This is a genomic window from Arthrobacter sp. sptzw32, assembly GCF_059089735.1.
On the sequence record NZ_JBNHEZ010000001.1, the window covers coordinates 608746 to 624400 of the forward strand.

Below are 15655 nucleotides of genomic sequence, written 5' to 3' on the forward strand. Positions count from 1 at the left end.
CGCAGGCCACAAGATGGTGCCTGACGCTGCAGGGAAGACCTATCCTCGAATAATCATGACAAGAGCCTCGAGCACGGACCCGTCAACTCAAGCCGCAGCGGTGTCCGAAGCCGGTGACCTCCCGGCTGCCGCCGTGGAATCACGGCCCATCGGCGTTTTCGACTCCGGCGTAGGCGGCCTGACGGTGGCGCGGTCCATCATCGACCAGCTTCCCAACGAGTCCATCTTGTATGTGGGGGACACGGCGCACGGCCCCTACGGCCCCCTGCCCATCGCGGAAGTCCGGGCCAACGCCCTGGGCGTGATGGACGAACTGGTGGACTCCGGTGTCAAGCTGCTCACCATAGCCTGCAACTCAGCGTCGGCCGCTGTGCTGCGCGACGCCCGGGAGCGGTACACCGCCAAGTACGGCATTCCCGTCATCGAAGTCATCCAGCCTGCTGTGCGCCGCGCCGTTGCCGCAACACGGAGCGGCAGGGTGGGCGTGATCGGCACCTCAGCCACCGTCGGTTCCCGTGCCTACGAGGACACCTTCGCGGCCGCGCCGGACCTAAACATCACCTCCGTGGCCTGCCCCGAGTTCGTCAGCTACGTGGAGGCCGGCATCACCACCGGCCCGGCCCTGCTGGCCGTCGCGGAGGAATACCTGGCACCGCTCAAGGCTGCCGGCGTGGACACCGTAGTCCTGGGCTGCACCCACTACCCGCTGCTCACCGGCGTCATCTCCTACGTCATGGGAGCGGACGTGACCCTGGTGTCCAGTGCCGAGGAAACCGCCAAGGACGTTTACCGCGCCCTGGCCACCCACAACCTCCAGCGGACCGGCGATATACCTCCGGAACACCACTTTGTGGCAACCGGCGACGCCCATCAGTTCGAGGCCCTGGCCCGCAGGTTCCTGGGGCCCGAAGTGCTCTCGGTCCGGCACGTCGACCATGTGGCCGCGCAGTACCCCACAGGCAGCCTTGCCCGCATCACGCCCGAGATGATCGCTGCGGCCCAAAGCGCCGGAAGCCGACGCCGGATCTCCAACTTCGTGGGCAGTTCCGTCATGGGGGGTTCCGGCCAGTGAAGCTCACCATCGTAGGCTGCACGGGGTCCTTTCCCGGCCCCGGTTCACCGGCGTCGTGCTACCTCCTGACGGCGAACGACGGCGAGCGGACCTGGAAGGTGGTCATGGACCTGGGCAGCGGTGCCCTGGGCGCCATCCAGCGGTACACCGACCTTGAGGATATCGACGCAATCTTCCTCACCCACCTCCATCCGGACCACTGCATGGACCTGTGCGGCCTGCACGTTGCCGTCCGGTGGAAGCCCGGCGGCTGGGGCCGCGGCCGGATTCCGGTGTGGGGACCGGCCGCCACGGCAGACCGGATGGCGACCGCCTACGGGCTGGAGCTGGACCCGGGGATGCACGAGGAGTTCGACTTCTCCAACTGGGCCGACCGGGAAGCCGTGACCGTGGGCCCGTTCACCGTGACCCCCTTCGCAGTAAACCACCCCATCGAGGAGTGCTACGCCCTCCGCGTGGAAGTGGTGGAGCCGGACAAGGACGGCAACAACATTTCCCGGACTTTGACCTACTCCGGTGATACGGACTCCTGCGCCGGGCTCGAGGAGGCGGCCAAGGATTCTGACCTTTTCCTCTGCGAAGCCGCCTTTGAGGAAGGCCGGGACGACGGCATCAAGGATGTGCACCTGACCGGCAAACGTGCAGGAGAGGCTGCTGCCGCTGCCGGGGCGAGGCGGCTCCTGCTGACCCATATTCCGGTATGGACGTCACCGAGCACTGTCATGGCCGAGGCCCGCCCGGTGTTCGGCGGCGACGTCGCCGTGGCTGTGGCCGGGGTGCACTACACCATCTAAAGGCTTCCCCGTGCATGCCGTGGCAGGCCGTGGCACCGGACTCCCGCTGCTGCCGGCAGTGGATAAGCTAAAGGCATGACTTCTGAAGCAACTGCAGTGCCCATCGTGCGCGCCGACGGCCGCGCCCCGGACCAGCTCCGGCCCATCAGCATCACCCGCGGATGGTCCAACCAGGCCGAAGGATCGGCCCTGATCGAGTTCGGCAACACCAGGGTCCTGTGCACCGCGTCATTGACGGCCGGAGTGCCGCGCTGGCTCAAGGGGGAGGGCCGCGGCTGGGTCACCGCCGAATACGCCATGCTGCCCCGCGCCACGAACACCCGCTCCGACCGCGAATCGGTCAAGGGCAAAATCGGCGGCCGGACCCACGAGATCTCCCGGCTCATCGGCCGTTCCCTGCGGTCCATCATCGATACCAAGGCCCTGGGCGAGAACACCATCGTGCTGGACTGCGACGTTCTCCAGGCTGATGGCGGAACCCGGACCGCTGCCATCACCGGCGCCTACGTTGCCCTCGCCGACTCCATCAGGTTCGCCCGCGACAACAAACTGATCGCCAGGAACGCCCAGCCCCTTATCGACACCATCGCGGCTGTGTCGGTGGGCATCATCGACGGCGTTCCGATGCTGGACCTGCCCTACGTTGAGGACGTGCGGGCGGAGACCGACATGAACGTGGTGGTCACAGGCTCCGGCAAGTTTGTGGAAGTGCAGGGCACCGCCGAAGGAGCGCCCTTCGACCGCACCGAACTTGACCAGCTCCTGGACCTGGCCCTGCTGGGAACCACCCAGCTCGCCGCCATCCAGCGCGAAACCCTGGCAGACACCCTGTGAGCGCGGTGCCCGCTGCGCCGCGCCTGGTGCTTGCCACCCACAACAAAGGCAAACTCCGCGAGCTGCGCGAACTGCTGCGCGGGCAAGTGCCGGGGCTCGACGTCGATACCCAGGTGGTGGACGCGGCGGCAGCAGGCGCCCCCGACGTCGTCGAAACGGGTGTGACCTTCGCCGAGAATTCGCTGCTGAAAGCGCGCGCTGTCGCCGATGCGACGGGCCTTGTGGCCATCGCCGATGACTCCGGCCTCGCTGTGGACGTAATGGGCGGGGCTCCCGGAATCTTCTCGGCACGGTGGGCCGGCAGGCACGGCGACGACGACGCGAACCTGCGGCTCCTGCTCAACCAGCTCGCCGACGTGCCGGACGCCCACCGGGGTGCTGCCTTTGTCTGCGCCGCTGCCCTTGCTGTTCCCGGTTCGGCCGCCGGCCACGGGCGCGAGGTGGTGGAATACGGCCAGCTTGAGGGTGTCCTGCTGCGTGAACCCCGGGGCGGGGGCGGGTTCGGCTACGACCCGGTGCTGCAGCCGGCAGGGGAGAACCGCAGCTGCGCGGAGTTGCCAGCTGATGAGAAAAACGCGATCAGCCACCGGGGCAAGGCCTTCCGTGCGCTGCTGCCGGCCGTGGTCGACGCGCTCCAAAACGCCAGCCGGTAACCCAAACTGGTTAAACAGCTGTGCTCCCCGCCGGAACGGGGAGCACAGCTGTTTAACCGAAGGGAAAGGCCCGCAGCCGGCAGGGCCGGCGGCGCTGCAGGCTACTCGGAGCGGCTGCCCTGGACATTGCGGGGCGTTTTATGCTCGTTTTCAGGAGCATGCTCTTCGATGAACTCGTCCACCGGGTCCGTGCCGTAAGCCTTCGCCTGGCGTTTCGCCGACAGGCCGCGGAGTACCTCGATGCCGATGGGCAGGACCGACACAAGGACGATGGCGATGAAGATTATGTCCAGGTTGTCGCGGACCCAGGGGATACGGTCGCCCAGCAGGTAACCCAGCAGCGTCACGCCGCCGCCCCAAAGCACTGCGCCAATCACATTGAAGAGGAAGAACTTCTTCTTGTTCATCTGGGCGACCCCGACAATGACGGGAACGAAGGTCCGGATGATGGGAACGAAGCGCGCCAGGATCAGCGCTTTGCCGCCGTGCTTTTCGAAGAAGGCATGGGCGTTTTCAACGTTCTCACGCTTGAAAAGGCGGGAATTGGGCTTATTGAAGATGGCCGGCCCGGCTTTGGAACCAATCAGGTAGCCGGTCTGGTTGCCGATGATGGCGGCCACAATGATCAGCAGCGCGAAAAGCCACACATTGAACTTGATGGTGTCGGTAGCCACCAGCAGGCCTGCGGTGAAGAGCATGGAGTCGCCCGGCAGGAAGAAGCCCACCAGAAGCCCGGTTTCCGCGAAGACGATGCCGCACACAAGCAGGACCACCCAGGGTGCCAGGGCAGGATCAGCCAGGAAGACCTGGGGGTTCAGCCAGTCGGGCAGGAAGGATGCCAGCTGTGGCTGCACCGGTCCCGCACCTCCCAGCATGGACACAGCGAAGTCGTTCATCACAGGAAAGTTCACCTTCCAAGGGTACTTGACGCGCTTCCGGCACCAGCCGCTGGAGGACCCTCCAGGAAGGCCCTGCTGGTGATCTCCATGACAGGGCCGCGAAGCTGACAAGGGAAGGACGGTCTCCGGAGGTAAGGTTGGCGCGTGGGTTTGGACTTTACGGCGATCGACTTCGAGACTGCGAACGGGTTCCGGGGCTCGCCCTGCGCCGTAGGACTGACCAAGGTCCGGGGCGGACGGATCGTTGAGGAAGCCTCGTGGCTGATGCGCCCGCCTGCCAGTTACGACCACTTTGATTACCACAACGTCCGCATCCACGGCATTACGGCTCGTGACGTGGCGGGAATGCCGCGCTTTGGCGAGCTCTTCCCCGAGATCGGCGCCTTCATCGGCGATGACATCCTGGCCGCCCACAATGCAGCCTTCGACCTTGGGGTCATCCGTTCCGGCCTTGAAGTCTCCGGCCTCGCCGGCCCGGGCTACGACTACGTCTGCACCGTGATGCTGTCCCGGCGGTGCTACTCGCTGGTGTCAAACTCGCTGCCGTTCGCGGCCGAGGAAGCCGGCGTGCCGCTGGTCAACCACCACGACGCCGCCGAAGATGCCCGGGCCTGCGCAGGCATCCTGATCGACATCGCCGGCCGCAACGGAGCCAACAGCATCGCTGAGCTCTATCTTTCCCTGGGGCTGGTGATGCCCCGCCAGGAAGCCTTCGACCCCGCACGGGACGGGTTGTCAAAGCCCAGCCTGGCCGCGCTCGCCAGTGCAGCCGGCAGCGGAGCGGCGCTGCTCCGGCCGTTCCAGACGGGCTGGCCGGAGGAGGGGGCGAACCCGGACCCCAATCCCGACGCCCATCCCGGTCATCCGCTCTACGGGCAGACAGTCGTTTTCACCGGACAGCTTTCCATGGGCCGGCCCGAAGCGAAGGTCCGGTCCGCCGAGCTGGGTGCCCGGCCCGAAAGCCGCGTTACCGGCCGCACCACGGTCCTGGTGGTGGGGGACGGTTTCGTGGCTTCGGACCTTCGCTCCGGCAGGCTCACCGGCAAGGCACGGCGCGTACTTGAGCTCCATGACCGCGGCCAGGCCATCGAGGTCCTCTCCGAGGGGGAATTCCTGCAGATGGTGGGCAGCTTCGCGGCAGCGCCGGTCAGCGCCTGAATGCGTGGAAGTCGGCGGAACCGCTGGGAATGTCAGCCTTCGCCGGTGGTGACCTTTACGAGCAGGTCCGCCATGCCACGGATCACTTCCGGCGCCTCCAGGGCCTCCAGCCATTCGGCGGGCAGGCACTCCTCGCCGTAAAAGGCGCCGAGGATGTTCCCGGCCAGCGAGCCGGTGGAGTCGCTGTCGCCGCTGTGGTTCACCGCCAGGGCGATTGCATCGCGGAAGTGCTGCGCCGGGTCCGCGGCCGTTGCGCCGGGGGCCTGCCCGCCGCCGTCGGGGAAGGTGGCAAGGACGGCGTAAAGCGCGACGGCGAATGCCTCCTCCGCCACCCAACCCCCGCCAAGTGCCTGGGCCAGTTCCTCCGGCGGCACGATTCCCTTGCCGGCCAGCCGGAGAGCGCCCTCCAGCCTGTCAGGGAGCTCCGGGGACACGCCCTCGAACCCGGCGGCATGCGCCGCTGCTGCTGCCGCCGCTTCCCGCAGCCCGTCACCGGCGACGAGGTGGTGGATGAGCAGGCTGAAGGTTCCTGCGCTCTGGCGCGCTGACGGGTGGCCGTGCGTCAGGGAGGCGGCGTCGGAACTCAGCTTGTAGACGGCGTCGGCCGTTATGTGCGGGATCAGCCCGAACGGGGCGGACCGCATCACTGTCCCGCAACCCTTCGATTGCGGGTTGACGGGCCGGACCGAGGTGCCCATTTCGCCCGTTGCCAGGCCGGAAATGCACGCCTTGCCCGGATGCCGCCGCTGGTGCAGCACCGGCTGTTCGTCGATCCACCGGGGCTGGGGCACGGGGGCCGATGCCGGAGCTGCTTCCCCCTGCGTTGCAAGCCACCGCAGGTACGCCAGCCACAGGCAGGCGTTAACGTCCGCGCCCACTCCGGAGTTCGCCCACTCCAGAGCCTCCACCAGGCCGTCAACGGTATACAGCGTCATCTGCGTGTCGTCCGAAAAGTGGCTGCTCGCTGCGATGGCATCAAAACCGGTCAGGCCGGAAGCGCCAAAGCGGTCGCGGATCTGATCAATCGAGTCGAACTCCACGGCGTAGCCCAGGGAATCCCCCAGTGCACCACCCAGGAGGCAGCCGTGGATGCGGGACTTCAGGGAGGGCTTGGATGTGTCCGGCTCGATGCTCATGCAGTAAATTTACCGTGGTGCGCCGCGGCTGCCTTCCGCAGCTGCGGGCAGCCGAAAGCGCACCGCAATCCGTCTACCCTAAGGTCCCACCATGTGCCCGCCTGTCCCGGCCCCTCACGACGCACTGCAGCCGGACAAACGCCGGTGATGGTGGCAGCTGCGGTGTGTCCGGAAGTGTCAGTGGCAGCCGATAGCTTAGAAACATGAGGCTACTTCACACATCGGATTGGCATCTGGGCCGGTCCTTCCACGGCGTCGGCATGCTGGATGCTCAGCGCGCCTTTGTTGACCAGCTGGTGGACACCGTCACCCGGAAAGCCGTGGATGTTGTGCTTATCGCCGGGGACGTCTACGACCGCGCCCTTCCGGGGGTGGATGTGGTCCACCTGCTGGACGACGCCCTGGTAAGGCTGACGGCGGCAGGAGCCCAGGTGGTGCTCACCAGCGGCAACCATGACTCAGCCATCAGGCTGGGGTTCGCCTCCCGGTTGCTGGAGCGGGGCGGAGTGCACCTGCGGACCAGGCTGGAGAGCCTGGACCAGCCCCTGCTGCTCCCTGCAGGCGCAACCGCTGGCGGGGGAACCTCTACGGGTGAAGCCGTCGTGGCAATCTACGGCATACCCTGGCTCGAGCCGCGGCTCGTGGCCGAACAGCTCGGCGCCCAGGCTGCCAGCCACTTTGAAGTTACCCGCGCGGCAACGGAACTGATCCGGCAGGACATCGCGCGCCGTTCAGAGTCGGCAACAGTCCACTCTGTGGTCCTCGCCCACACCTTTGCCAGCGGTGGGATCAGCTCGGACAGCGAACGCGATCTCAGCATCGGCGGTGTGGGCGCGGTTCCCCTGGACCTCTTTGACGGCTTCAGCTACACCGCCCTGGGCCACCTTCACGGGCGGCAGGCTCTTTCTCCCCAGGTCAGGTATTCGGGATCGCCGCTGGCCTACTCCTTCTCCGAGGCCTCCCATCGAAAAGGCGCCTGGCTGGTAGACATGGGGCCGGAAGGGCTGGCCGGTGTTGAGGAAGTCCTGTGGGATGCCCCGCGGACCCTGGCCGTACTGCGCGGCTCCCTGGCTGACCTGCTCGAGTCGCCCGAACACGCGTGGGCTGAAAGCGCCTACTGCCAGGTCACCCTGACAGATGCGCAACGTCCCGCCCGTGCCATGGACCGCCTTCGTTCGCGCTTCCCGGACACTCTGGTGCTGGGGTTTGATCCCGAGGGCGGAGCTCCCGCCTCCGCAACAACCTACAGCAGCAGGCTTGCCGAAGCGCCCGATGACCTTGCCGTGTGCTGCGGTTTCCTCGAGCACGTCCGCGGCCGCACCCCGGACGAGGCAGAGAAAGCCGCGCTCGCAGGAGTACTGGAAAACGTACGCCTCCAGGAGGCCTCCCGATGAGGATCCACCACCTCAGTATTTCGGCATTCGGCCCCTTTGCCGGCACCGAGGACATCGATTTCGACGCGCTCAGCGCCCATGGCCTTTTCCTGCTCAACGGCCCCACCGGTGCGGGCAAAACAAGTGTGCTGGACGCCATCTGTTACGCCTTGTACGGTTCGGTACCGGGAGCGCGCCAGGACGGCAAACGCCTGCGCAGCGACCACGCCGAGCCGGGCCACGAACCTGCCGTCAGCTGTGAGTTCTCCGCGCAGGGCCGTCGGTACGAGGTCACGCGTTCGCCCGCCTGGGAGAAGCCCAGCGCCAGGGGCAGGAACGGGTTCACCACGCAGCAGGCAAAGACCCTCCTGCGGGAGCGCGTGGACGGGGCGTGGATTGAAAAGTCAGCCCGCAATGACGAGGCAGGCGCGGAGATACTCGCCCTGCTGGGAATGGACCGTGAACAATTTACCCGCGTGGTGATGCTGCCCCAGGGGGACTTCGCAGCGTTCCTGCGGTCAAAGGCCACAGACCGGCTCGAGCTGCTGCAGAAACTCTTTGGCACCCAGCGGTTCGAAGCAGTCGAGCAGGAGCTGTCCCGCCAGGCGCAGGCAGCGAAAGAAGATGTCTCGGTCCTGTCCGGCCAGCTTGAGCTGTTGGCGGCCCGGGCAGAGTCGGAAGCGGCAACCCTGCACCTGGCAGACGAAGGCCCGGCCCCTGACAACAGTGCTGCACGGCTCGCCTGGCTGGAGGAGGCTGCGGCCGAACGCGTGCGCGAATTGACGCACCAGGCCAAGGCTGCGGACTCGGTCAGCCGCGAGCGTGACAACTGCGTTGAAGCGGAGACCGCCCGCCGGGACCGGCACCGCAGGCTGGCGGAAGCAACCACACGGCAGGCCGGCGTGCAGGAAGCGCTGCCGAGGCTGGAAGAGGTAATTAGCCGGCTTGGCCGGCACCGCCAGGCGGAGGTACTGGCCGGACAGCTGCGCAATGTCGACGCCGGTGCCGTCAAGGTCAGGCGCGCCGCCGCCGCACTGGAATCGGCATCTACTTTGCTTCGCCTCGCCGCCGAGGAAGACCCCGAACTTGCCCAGCTGGACTTCGGCTCCGCGGCAGCCAAGGGGCCGGATCTGGCCGAGCCGGACACATTCCCCGGCGCCGCGGACGAACTGAACCGGATCCGGTCCCTGCTCGCGGTGGTGGAAGCGAGAATTCCAGACGAGGACCGTCTTAAAGCGCTCCGCTCCAGGCACAAGCAGCTGATGGCCAAACAGGAGGACCTCACTGGGGCTGTTGCCGCGCTGGCCGGCCGGGTGGAGAGCCTCCTCAGTGAACGGTCATGCCTCACCGACAGCCTGGGGCCCTTGGAGGTGTGTGCGGGAGCGGCGGCCCTGCGTGCGAAGGAAGCAACGGCGGCCGAGGAACTGCTCGACGTGGTCCGGCAGTACGCTGCGGCAGCGTCCTCCCGGAACGCGGCGGTCCTTGCACACGATGCTGCCCGGGAGGACCAGCTGGAGACCAAACGGCGCTGGCTTGACGTCAGGGAAAAGCGGCTGGCGAACGCCGCCTCCGAACTCGCGGCCAAGCTGGTGGAGGGGGAACAGTGCCCGGTGTGCGGAAGCCCTCACCACCCCATGCCGGCGCCCGTGGATGGCGGCGGCTCCCGGCTTGCCCAGGATGAGGAAGCAGCCCACCAGCTGTATGAAGCCGCTGAAGCCGCGTACGCCTCAGCCGGCCACAGGCTGGCCGAGGCAAACCAGCTGGTAGCCGTCCTCGCAGGCCAAGGCGGGGAAACTCCCCGGGAAGAGGCAGCGGGCACAGCCGAAGAAGCGCGACGGGCTGCCGCCGACTCCGAACAGGCGGTCGGGGAGCTGGCCGCGGCCCGGTTGCGGCTTGAAGCACTCGAAGCGGGCATTGCAGCTGCCCAGTCCTCGCGGGCGGGCACCGAGGCGGAATTGGCCCAGATCGCGACTTCACTACAGGACACGGCTGAACAGTCGTCGCTGCTCGACGAGGCCTTGGCCGGGCTGAGGGCAGGCCACCGCAGCCTTGCCCACCGGTTGCGTGCCCTGGAAAACGCCGCCGGTATGCTCGGCAAAGCCGTCGACGCCCAGGCGGGGTTCGTCAGCGCCAAAGCCCAGGCCGCTGAGGCGCTGGAACAGTTGGAGCAGGCGTTGCCGGACGCCGGGTTTGCCACCGCTGACGAGGCCCGGGAACATCTGCTGACCGGCAGTGAAGCTGCTGCCGTGGAGGCCGAGATGCGCTCTGCGCAGGATGAAGCAGCAAGGGTGGCGGAACTGTTCGCATCCGAGGACGTTGTGCTCGCCCTCGAGGAAGCGGCTGCCGGACTTGTACCGGACAAGCAGCAACTCGCCGTTTTGGAGGCCGGGGCCGCAGCTGCCCGCAAGGAAGCACGTGACGCGGACCTGGCAGCCGGGCTGGCGGGACGCTGCCTTGAGTCCCTCGGCTCCATCCGTGCCGACTACGAGGAGCTGTCCGGCTCAGCGCGGGGGCCGGCGGAGCGGGCACGCATGCTCACCGCCCTGGCCGATGCGGCAGCCGGCCGGGGGGACAACACGTACCGGATGAGCCTGAACAGCTACGTGCTGGCGGCGCGGTTGGAGCAGGTTGCCCTGGCGGCCTCTGAACGGCTCGTTGCCATGAGCGACGGCCGCTACCTCCTGCAGCACACCGACGCGAAGGCGGCGCGCGGTGCAAAGTCCGGACTCGGCCTTGAAGTGGTGGATCAGTGGACCGGGCACCGCCGGGACACCTCCACCTTGTCCGGCGGTGAATCATTTATGGCGTCACTCTCCCTGGCACTCGGGCTCGCAGACGTCGTCCAGCAGGAGGCGGGCGGGGTCGAAATTGAAACGCTTTTTGTTGATGAGGGGTTCGGCAGCCTGGATGAACAATCCCTGGAGCAGGTGATGGATGCCCTGGAGGGCCTGCGGGACGGGGGCAGGGTAGTGGGGCTTGTCAGCCATGTCGGGGAGATGAAGCAGCGCATCGGAACGCAGCTGCAGGTGTTGAAGACCAGGAACGGATCCACCCTGCGGATAGCAGACGCCCTCGACGTCCCGGCCTAGGGAGGCTGGGAGGGGCGGATATACTTGAACCGTTACCGGGTTCGGCGCATCGGGAGGAGGGACGATGCGCATGATTGAACGAGCCCGGAAATGACATCATCCAGTTCCCTCTCACCCGCCCCGGCTTCGGCGCCGCCTTCGGTTCCCGTGCCGGAATCTGCATCTGCCGCCCAGAGCCCGCCTCAGCCTGCTCCCGGCGGCCGTTTCGCCCGGCTTCCCCAACTTGCCGGCCGCGGCTTCATTCCCCTGGGTCTACTGGCCCGCCTGCCATTGGCCATGCTTACAGTGGGCACCCTGACCCTGGTCACCTCCAGCAGCGGTTCCTATGCGCTTGGCGGTACTGCGGCAGGTGCGGTGGGCGTCGGTTCGGCCCTCGGGGCTCCGGTCCTGGGCTCCCTTGCGGACAGGCGGGGCCAACGTCCCGTACTGCTGTGGGCAGCCGTCTTCAATACAGCCGCCGTGGTGCTGCTGATCCTTGCAGCCTCTGCCATGGGAACGTCGGGAAGTTTCCCGGCCGCCGTCCTGGCCGCCTCGTTCCTCTCAGGGGCAAGCTGCCCGCAGGTAGGCCCGCTGGCCCGGGTCCGGTGGATGGCGCTGACGTCACGGGGCAAGGCGCCGGATAACAGGCGGGACCTGGACACGGCGCTCTCGTACGAGAGCACGGCCGACGAAGTAACTTTTGTGCTGGGACCGGCGCTCGTGGGAATCCTTGCCAGCCTCGTGGCACCCTGGCTGCCGCTCGCGCTGGCAGCCGCCCTGACCATCACGCTGGTTCCCGCGTTTGCTGCCCACCACACGCACGCAACGGTGCCGGCTCGCCGTGCAGTTCCGGCAGCGGAACGCCGTGCGAAAGGCAGGATGCCTGCCGCTGTTGCCCTGCCAGTGGTTGCGATGGTGTGCATGGGCACGTTCTTCGGCTCAACCCAGGCAGCGCTGAGCCCGTTCGCGGCCAGCCATGCCACGTCGGAGATTGCCGGGTTGCTGTATGCAGCGATGGGGCTCAGCTCCGCCGCCTCTGCCCTCTCAGTGGCCTATTGGCCACAGCGGTTCAGCCTCTCTTGGCGATGGGTGGTGTCCGCGGCGTTGATGGCCGGACTCGCCGTGCTCCTGCTGGCGCCGTCGTCGCTGGGTGGAATGGTGGCGGTGCTGCTTATCCTGGGTATCCCGGTGGGCCCGGTCATGGTTACCGTCTTCGCTGTCGGAGGGGTGCTGGCCCCTGGTAGACGCTTGGGAACGGTGATGACCGCGTTGGCCAGCGGTATTGTGGCCGGCACCGCCATTGGCTCATCACTGGGCGGCCGGCTGGCGCAGGACCACGGCTACGGTGCTGCCTTCCTGGTTCCCGCCTGCGCGGCAACGGCGCTCGCACTCCTGGGAGCCGGGGCCGCCGTCGTACTTCACCGCAGGAGCGCGCACCGCTGACCAAGGCATCGCATACCGACGCACTTCTCAGGCCAGCTGCCGTTCGATCCTGGCGGCGCTCTCCACCAGCGCCGCACCCACTACCGAAGGGTCGTGGGCAGAGCGGATGTAGACGACGGCGAGTGCTGCCGGGCGCCCTGCCGGGACGCGGATGGGCGCGGCCAGGGAGGAGACTCCGGCAATGACCTCGTCATGGCTCGCGGAGTATCCGGTCCGCCGGGCATCGGCAGCTTCCGGCCGGTAGGGGACGCCCGTCTCCAGCCGGTCCCATTCAGCTTCCGTAAGCGCCGACTGGATGGCAATCCCGGGCGCCCCGGCATTGATGGGGTGCCGGGTGCCGGGATGCTGGGCGACGGTCGCGCCCGAATGCCGCGGCTCCACGGTGACCAGCGTGATGCAGTCGTGGTGGTCCCACAATGCCACGAACGCCGTCATGTCCAAGGTGTTGGCGAGGTGCGTCAGTTCGGGAAGCGCAGCCCCCTGGAGGTTCCGGGAAACGCTTCGGGCCAGCACGGCAAGTCCTGGCCCGGGCTGGACCCGTCCGCCGTCGTCGCGCACCAGGAGCGAGTGGTCCTCGAGCGTTCGCAGGATGCGGTAGGCCACGGAACGGTGCACTCCCATGGCATCGGCGAGTTCGGCGATGCTCATCGGGCCCGGCGCCGCCGCAAGGATCTCGAGGGCCCGGATGCCGCGCGAAAGCGTCTGGGAAGGCGAAGCCTGCGCTGGCGCTGCTCCGGCAGTGACTGCGGCGGTGGGGGTCATGGTGTCCATCCTAGGTCGCTCTGGTACCGCTGCGGCGGCTCTTACCGGCGGCAGGACCTCTGGCCTCATCCGCATAACGAATTGCCGGTTCAAATATAGAACCAGCGAACAAGGCGGTCCAACTGACCTGTGGCACGAAGCCCCGGACGCAACCAACCTTAATTGTGCTGATGCGTGTCGCACCTCACACTTTCGTAGTACTCTTTCAACTAACTGACCGTTCTGTCGGTAATCCTGAAGGCGTCCCGGCAGCCCGCTGCCAATAAAACAATGGAGTTTCAATGACCACACCTTCCAAGGTGGATACGCTCGCCGGTCCCAGCACCCGGCGGGAGGAGCGTAAAGTCCTTGCCGGCACCCTGGTCGGCACCACCATCGAGTGGTACGACTTCTTCATCTTCGCCCAATTGACCGCAACGCTGCTGTCACCCCTGTTCCTGGCGCCCCTGAACGCGTCGAACCCCGGCCTGGCGCAAATCCTCTCCTTTGCCCTGATCGGCATCAGCTTCCTCTTCCGCCCCCTGGGCGCAGTAGTGGCCGGCCACCTCGGCGACCGCCTGGGCCGCAAGGCCATGCTCGTCTTCACCCTGGTGATGATGGGCGCGGCCACCGCCCTGATCGGCATGCTGCCCACCTACGCACAGATAGGCGCCTGGGCACCCATCCTCCTGATCACCCTGCGCATCATTCAGGGCTTCTCGGCCGGAGGCGAATGGGGCGGCGCGGCGCTGATGGCCGTGGAGCACGCGCCCCTGAACAAACGCGGCCTGTTTGGCGCCTACCCGCAAATCGGTGTGCCCATCGGCATGATCCTGGCTACCGGCCTCCTGTTCTTCCTGAACAGCAACATGTCCCGGGAGGACTTTGCGGCCTGGGGCTGGCGGGTTCCGTTCCTGCTCTCCATCGTCCTTATCGTGGTGGGCTACCTGATCCGCCGCGCGGTCGCTGAAAGCCCGGTCTTCCAGGAAATGGCGGCCCGGAAGCAGGAAAGCAAGGCACCACTGGGGGTCCTGGTCCGCAACCACAAGAGGCCGGTCCTGTACTCCACCCTGATTTTCATCGGTAACAACGCAGCCGGCTACCTGCTGATCGCCTTCTTCATCGCGTACGCCACCAGGACGCTGCAGATGCCCACGCCCCAGGTGCTGCTGGCCACCACCCTGGCATCGTTCGGCTGGCTGATCTTCACGCTGGCCGGCGGTTGGCTCTCGGACCGCATCGGCCGGGTCAAGACCTTCCTCGCCGGTTACGCGATCATCTTCGCCTGGATGATTCCCATGTTCGCCCTCATCGACACCAGGAACATCTGGCTCTACGGCATAGCGCTGTTTGTCCTCACCATCGGCCTCGGCCTGTCGTACGGGCCCATGTCCGCCATGTACGCCGAGATGTTCCCGGCCAACGTCCGGTACTCCGGCATCTCCATCGGCTACGCGTTCGGGGCCATCCTCGGCGGCGCCTTCGCCGCCACCATCGCCGAAACCCTGCTGCAGACCACCAAGTGGGCCGGGTCCATCGGTATCTACATCATGGTCCTCTGCGTCATCTCGGCCATCGGTGTGCTGCTGGCCAAGGAGACCAAGGGCCGTCCGCTGGGCGTCAGCCACCACTGACCCCAACCGTCCCCCTGGCCTCGCTACGCTCGGCGGGGGAACCCTGACGGCGTGGGCCAACCCACTGTTCAAAGCAACGGCGGGCCCGGACCAACCGGTCCGGGCCCGCCGTCGTATCAGCGGCCGGACCAGGAAGCGCTGTTACTGCTTCAGGAAACTGATGGCGTCACTGTCCGTGAGCTGTTCGAAGTGCCGGTAGAAGCTGCCGACGGCCCGGAATTTGCCCGGCAGGTGCAGGCACAGGACGGCGTCGCATACCCGCTCCACAGAGGCCTCGGCTTCGATTGAACCCACAGGGGCGGCGGCCACAACCGTTGCCGCTCCACCCTCGCGGACAGCCTCGACGGCGGCGCGCATGGTGGCCCCGGTCGCCAGGCCGTCGTCGATCAGCAGGACAGTTTTCCCGGAGAGGTCGTGGTCTATCCCCGGATAGAGGTGGACGCGGCGGGCCAGTTCAGCGCGTTCCCGCTGTTCCACCTCGTCCAGCAGTTCCTGGCGCACTCCATGCTCCAGTACCCGGTCCACCAGCGGCTTGTTGAGCAGGCGGACGGTCCGTCCCCGTGCCCACGCCAAAGCCCCGTAGGCAGTCTCCTGGTGTCCCGGGATGCCCAGCTTGCGCACCAGGACAGCTCCCAGCGGGAGGTAGAGGGCCTTGGCGGCCGAAGCCGCTACCGGGATGCCGCCCCGGGCAAGGCCCAGGACCACGGTGCCGGGCTGCTCACGGAACTGTGCGAGTACGGCGGCCAGCTTCTCGCCGGCCTCGGTGCGGTCTTCAAAGCGCGTCAGCATATTTCCCTCCCGGCTCATGCCAGCCCTTCCTTCAGCCTACCGCCGGGGAGGGCAGGAGCCG

Annotated in this window: 13 protein-coding genes; 9 read left to right on the forward strand and 4 right to left on the reverse strand. The window is 67.0% G+C overall.

Annotated features, from left to right (window positions below):
- Window positions 1–55: 55 nt before the first annotated feature.
- From murI to rdgB, 4 genes are all read left to right on the forward strand, one after another.
- Window positions 56–1072, forward strand: a complete 1017-nt coding sequence (murI, locus tag AC5RVN_RS02950; RefSeq protein ID WP_494040023.1) for a glutamate racemase — start codon at window positions 56–58, stop codon at window positions 1070–1072.
- Complete coding sequence (locus tag AC5RVN_RS02955) at window positions 1069–1866, forward strand: MBL fold metallo-hydrolase (protein ID WP_494137041.1); 798 nt, start codon at window positions 1069–1071, stop codon at window positions 1864–1866. Before murI ends, AC5RVN_RS02955 begins: the two co-directional genes overlap by 4 nt.
- Before the next feature lie 75 nt (window positions 1867–1941).
- Window positions 1942–2700, forward strand: coding sequence for a ribonuclease PH (gene rph, locus AC5RVN_RS02960; RefSeq protein WP_494040021.1), 759 nt, complete (start codon window positions 1942–1944; stop codon window positions 2698–2700).
- Entirely contained in the window at window positions 2697–3353 is a 657-nt protein-coding gene (rdgB, locus tag AC5RVN_RS02965) for an RdgB/HAM1 family non-canonical purine NTP pyrophosphatase (RefSeq protein WP_494106600.1), read from the forward strand. The genes rph and rdgB overlap by 4 nt, the downstream gene beginning before the upstream one ends.
- 101 nt (window positions 3354–3454) lie before the next feature.
- Here the strand turns inward: rdgB and AC5RVN_RS02970 are convergent, their stop codons facing one another.
- Entirely contained in the window at window positions 3455–4249 is a 795-nt protein-coding gene (locus AC5RVN_RS02970; RefSeq protein WP_494040152.1) for a DedA family protein, read from the reverse strand.
- Window positions 4250–4396: 147 nt separating this feature from the next.
- On the opposite strand from AC5RVN_RS02970, the gene AC5RVN_RS02975 reads away from it, so the two are divergent.
- A complete protein-coding gene (locus AC5RVN_RS02975; RefSeq protein ID WP_494106601.1) occupies window positions 4397–5410 on the forward strand; it encodes a 3'-5' exonuclease in 1014 nt (337 codons plus the stop codon).
- Window positions 5411–5442: 32 nt separating this feature from the next.
- Here the strand turns inward: AC5RVN_RS02975 and AC5RVN_RS02980 are convergent, their stop codons facing one another.
- Window positions 5443–6546, reverse strand: coding sequence for an ADP-ribosylglycohydrolase family protein (locus AC5RVN_RS02980; protein WP_494106602.1), 1104 nt, complete (start codon window positions 6544–6546; stop codon window positions 5443–5445).
- 203 nt (window positions 6547–6749) lie between these two features.
- On the opposite strand from AC5RVN_RS02980, the gene AC5RVN_RS02985 reads away from it, so the two are divergent.
- The 3 genes from AC5RVN_RS02985 to AC5RVN_RS02995 all read left to right on the forward strand — a co-directional run bounded on the left by AC5RVN_RS02985 (window position 6750) and on the right by AC5RVN_RS02995 (window position 12430).
- Entirely contained in the window at window positions 6750–7940 is a 1191-nt protein-coding gene (locus AC5RVN_RS02985; protein WP_494137042.1) for an exonuclease SbcCD subunit D, read from the forward strand.
- Window positions 7937–11008 (forward strand): AAA family ATPase, encoded by a 3072-nt coding sequence (locus tag AC5RVN_RS02990; protein WP_494137043.1) that lies wholly within the window; start codon window positions 7937–7939, stop codon window positions 11006–11008. The genes AC5RVN_RS02985 and AC5RVN_RS02990 overlap by 4 nt, the downstream gene beginning before the upstream one ends.
- Window positions 11009–11098: 90 nt before the next feature.
- Complete coding sequence (locus AC5RVN_RS02995) at window positions 11099–12430, forward strand: MFS transporter (RefSeq protein WP_494137044.1); 1332 nt, start codon at window positions 11099–11101, stop codon at window positions 12428–12430.
- Window positions 12431–12457: 27 nt separating this feature from the next.
- On the opposite strand, the gene AC5RVN_RS03000 is transcribed toward AC5RVN_RS02995, so the two are convergent.
- Window positions 12458–13192 carry an IclR family transcriptional regulator gene (locus AC5RVN_RS03000; RefSeq protein WP_494106606.1) on the reverse strand — a complete coding sequence of 245 codons (735 nt, stop codon included), beginning with the start codon at window positions 13190–13192 and terminating at the stop codon, window positions 12458–12460.
- A 281-nt stretch (window positions 13193–13473) separates the two neighbouring features.
- On the opposite strand from AC5RVN_RS03000, the gene AC5RVN_RS03005 reads away from it, so the two are divergent.
- A complete protein-coding gene (locus AC5RVN_RS03005; protein WP_494106607.1) occupies window positions 13474–14805 on the forward strand; it encodes an MFS transporter in 1332 nt (443 codons plus the stop codon).
- Between the two features lie 141 nt (window positions 14806–14946).
- On the opposite strand, the gene AC5RVN_RS03010 is transcribed toward AC5RVN_RS03005, so the two are convergent.
- On the reverse strand, window positions 14947–15594 hold the full coding sequence (locus tag AC5RVN_RS03010; RefSeq protein ID WP_494040151.1) for a phosphoribosyltransferase: 648 nt from the start codon (window positions 15592–15594) through the stop codon (window positions 14947–14949).
- Between the last annotated feature and the right edge of the window lie 61 nt (window positions 15595–15655).